At 62.9% G+C, this 3891-nt stretch carries 2 protein-coding genes and 1 pseudogene; 1 reads left to right on the top strand and 2 read right to left on the bottom strand.

Annotated features, from left to right (window positions below):
* The coding region (locus Q8O69_RS04915) for an ATP-binding protein (RefSeq protein WP_305590038.1) at positions 1 to 1604 on the bottom strand (1604 nt) is incomplete at its 3' end.
* Positions 1605 to 1614: 10 nt separating this feature from the next.
* Positions 1615 to 2337: a response regulator gene (locus tag Q8O69_RS04920; RefSeq protein ID WP_305590040.1), complete on the bottom strand. Its 723-nt coding sequence runs from the start codon at positions 2335 to 2337 to the stop codon at positions 1615 to 1617.
* Positions 2338 to 3052: 715 nt separating this feature from the next.
* Here Q8O69_RS04920 and Q8O69_RS04925 point away from each other — a divergent pair.
* Positions 3053 to 3891, top strand: a pseudogene (locus Q8O69_RS04925) (ATP cone domain-containing protein); the annotation flags it as partial.

The following is a 3891-nucleotide window of genomic DNA, read 5'->3' on the forward strand; positions in this document are numbered from 1 at the left end:
ACTCTGCCCTGCTTACGCGGCCAGATCAGACTAAAACAGGCGCCGCCCAGCTCTTCGCTGCGGCTGATCTGCGCACGACCGCCGTGCCAGTAGGTGATGCGGCGCACGATGGACAGGCCCAGGCCATGCCCACCCGAGGCGCGGGTGCGGCTGTCGTCCAGGCGCAGGAACGGCGTGAATATCCGCTCCCAGGCCTCTTCGGGCACACCAGGGCCGTCGTCTTCGACATCCAGGCGACAACGCTGCTGGCCCACCTGATAGCTGACCCGCACCCGTGATTCGGCATGGCGCATGGCGTTGCTCACCAGATTCTGCAGGGCGCGGTGCAGGTAGCGGAGTTCGGCTTCGACACAGGCGCCGCCGCCATCCAGGGCATCGCGCGAGGGGCCATGCACGACCCGCACGCTGGCGCGCAATGGCGCCAGCTCGGTGATCACCTGATCGATCAGCTCGCCCAGGTCGACCTGCTGGAAGTTCAGCGCCGGCGCGCCCTGCTCCAAACGCGCGTAGGTGAGCATCTCGTCGACCAGCTTGTCGAGGTCCTGGATATCGCTGTCCATGCCCTCCATATATTTGCGCCGCGCTGCATCGGTTTCCGCGTCGCCGATCATTTCCAAGCCAAAGCGCAGGCGCGCCACCGGCGTGCGCAGCTCATGGGACACCGCGCGGACCATCTCACGCTGAATACTCAGGGAACGCTGCAAATGCTCGGCCATGGCGTTAAAGGCCGCCGCCAGGCGCCCCACCGAATCGCTGCCACGGGTCGGCACGCGGGCATCCAGGCGGCCGCTGGCGATGCGCGTGGCGGCGCCTTCCAGATCACTCAGGCGCTGCTCCAGCGGGCGCACCAGCAGGTAAACCATCAAGCCAATCAGACTCAGGCTTAGCGCGCCGATCAGCACCAGCCACTGCGCTGGGTAGGGATTCATCTGATACAGCGGGCCGATTTCCAGCACCCAGGGCGTGTCGACGATGCCGGAGAACACATGGATGCTGTCGCCGCCACGACCCAGGGCCATCACCGTGTCGCCTTCGTCCACGCGGCGGCGCTGATCGGGGTCGAGGTCGGCCTGATCGAGGCGCACCAGGCGCAAGTCAAAGCCAAACTGTTTGTCCTTTTTCAAAGCGGCCAGCCGGCGCGGCTGCTCATCCCAGGGATAACGCACCAGTTCATCGATCAGCAGAAAACTGGTGGCGCGGGCCAGTTGCTCGCTGACCTGCTGCACATCGGCAATCAGCAGCAACGGCTGTTCGTCCAACTGACTAAAGATGCGCGCCTCGTGCGGGCCGGTCTGCCGTACCAGCACCTGACCGCGGCGCAGGCTATTGCGCGCGCCGCTGTCCAGCCCAGCGCTTTCCAGAGTCTCGACGCGCAGCGGTATACCGAGCAAGCGCCCCCACACCGTCACCGCGCGGCGCCGCTCGATATCCACCATCGGCGACAGGTTATCGGCCATCAGGCGGAAGGTGCCCTGGGCCAGGCGTTCACGGTATTGATCCACCCGCACGTCGTTAAGCAGCTGCAGCGCGCCGACGCCGAGCAGTGCAACGAGCACCAGCACGGCGAGCATGCCGCCATAGATGCGCAGGAAGATCGAGTTCATGGCAGCGACTTCATGTCAGTGCTTCAGCCGCTTCGGCGACAAACAGATAGCCCTTGCTGCGCACGGTCTTGATCAGCCGGGGGTGCATCGGGTCGTCGCCGATTTTCGGGCGGATGCGCGAAATGCGCACGTCGATGGAGCGGTCCTGGCCGTCGTATTCGATGCCGCGCAGGGCGTTAAAGATTTCCTCACGCGAAAGAATCCGCCCGGCGTTGGAGGTCAGCAGCCACAGCAGGTCGAATTCGGCACTGGTCAGCTCGATGCCCTGCTCGCCCAGCCAGGCTTCACGCATGGCGCTGTCGATCACCAGCGGGCCGAACTGCAAGCGCCGGCGCTCGCTCGGCGCCTGCGCCTCACTACCCTCATGGCGGCGCAGCAGTGCGCGGATGCGCGCCAGCAGCACGCGCGGGCGCACCGGCTTGCAGACATAGTCGTCCGCACCCATTTCCAGGCCCAGCACCTGATCCATGTCGTCGGTACGCGCAGTGAGCATCAGGATAGGCCCGTCGTATTGCCCGCGCACCTTGCGGCAAATCGACAGGCCGTCTTCGCCCGGCAGCATCAGGTCGAGAATTACCAGGTCAGGCTGCTCCTGCAGAATCCGCGCGGCGGCCTGCGCGCCGTCCATCTCGATAGACACGTTGAGGCCGTTGCCCTCCAGGTACTCACGGGTCAACTCGGCCAGGCGCTGGTCGTCTTCGACAATAAGAATGTGCCACGACTGCTGCTCCACAACGGACTCCTGACAACACGAAAACGGCCGGCATTGTATCAATGCCCCGGGCACTGCATAGCGCATGCCATATTTCTGTAAAAACACTAGATGTAGTATCGGCCTGAGAGATAGGCCACGTCTGGGCAACCCACGGAAAAAGCCTGGCCAGCACCGACGAACGGTACACCCCAGCAAGCATGCGGGCTTGCCGCCAATCGCGCGGTTTAACCCACAATTCACCCACAACTTATCCACAGGTTGTTCTTACTCTATCGCCTTGCAATACCCCAGATAGCGCATTATCTTGTATGCCAATCGCGCGACACCCACCACATGTTGGGTTTAGCCTGGCAACCGGACACAAGAAGAATGACTCGCACACGGCCTGATCCCAGCCCGTCACCGGTCGCCTGAAAGACCTTTGCAGTACGCCTGCTCTACCGCAGCAGGCCATCCTTCAGTGCAGCGCTCGGCGCGCCTGAAAAAGAATAAAGCAGCGACCGCACACGCGGTTGCACCACTAGATGTAGTAGTTGAGGCGCAAAAACGCCTTGACGTGTGACTCTTGAGCCAGGAAGGCGCTTTAGTCGTACCTTCCCTGCCCAATTTGCAAGTCCCCATGTGCCCGGCCTTTGGCTGCGCCCATGGCATTGTTGAAATGGAATGAATGGCAGTAGCCGCAGTGATCGACGGCAAAGCGTCTAACTAATAAATACAGAACATGGAGACTTTCATGCACACCGACACCTCCCGCGAGAACCCGCAGGCCAATGCGCCGCAGGCCACCGATGACAACCAGAGCCTGAGCGCCACCGCGCCGGGTCAACTGCGTGTGATCAAGCGTAACGGCACCGTGGTGCCGTACACCGATGACAAGATCACCGTTGCCATCACCAAGGCCTTTCTCGCCGTAGAAGGCGGCACCGCAGCCGCTTCGTCGCGTATCCATGAAACCGTCGCGCGTCTGACCGAACAGGTCAGCGCCACCTTCAAGCGCCGCATGCCGTCCGGCGGCACCATCCATATCGAAGAAATTCAGGACCAGGTCGAACTGGCCCTGATGCGTTCCGGCGAGCAGAAAGTTGCCCGCGACTACGTGATCTACCGTGAATCGCGCAGCCAGGCGCGCAAGACCGGCGCCGCCGACATTGCCGAGCCGCACCCAAGCATTCGCGTCACCCACCTCGACGGCACGGTTGCGCCGCTGGACATGGGTCGCCTCAACACCATCGTCACCGAAGCCTGCGAAGGCCTGGCGGAAGTTGACGGTGCGCTGATCCAGAAAGAAACCCTGAAAAACCTCGCCGACGGCGTAGCGCAAAGCGACGTCAGCACCGCCCTGGTGATGACCGCGCGCACCCTGGTTGAGCGTGAGCCGAACTAGAGCTACGTCACCGCGCGACTGCTGATGGACAACATCCGCGCCGAAGGCCTGGGCTTCCTCGGTGTCGCCACCAGCGCCACCCACCACGCAATGAGCGAGCTGTACGCCAAGGCCCTGCCGGCCTACATCGCCAAGGGTATCGAGTACGAATTGCTCAACCCGGTGCTGGCCAGCTTTGACCTGGAAAA

Source organism: Pseudomonas sp. (genome assembly GCF_030690725.1).
Lineage (GTDB): Bacteria > Pseudomonadota > Gammaproteobacteria > Pseudomonadales > Pseudomonadaceae > Aquipseudomonas.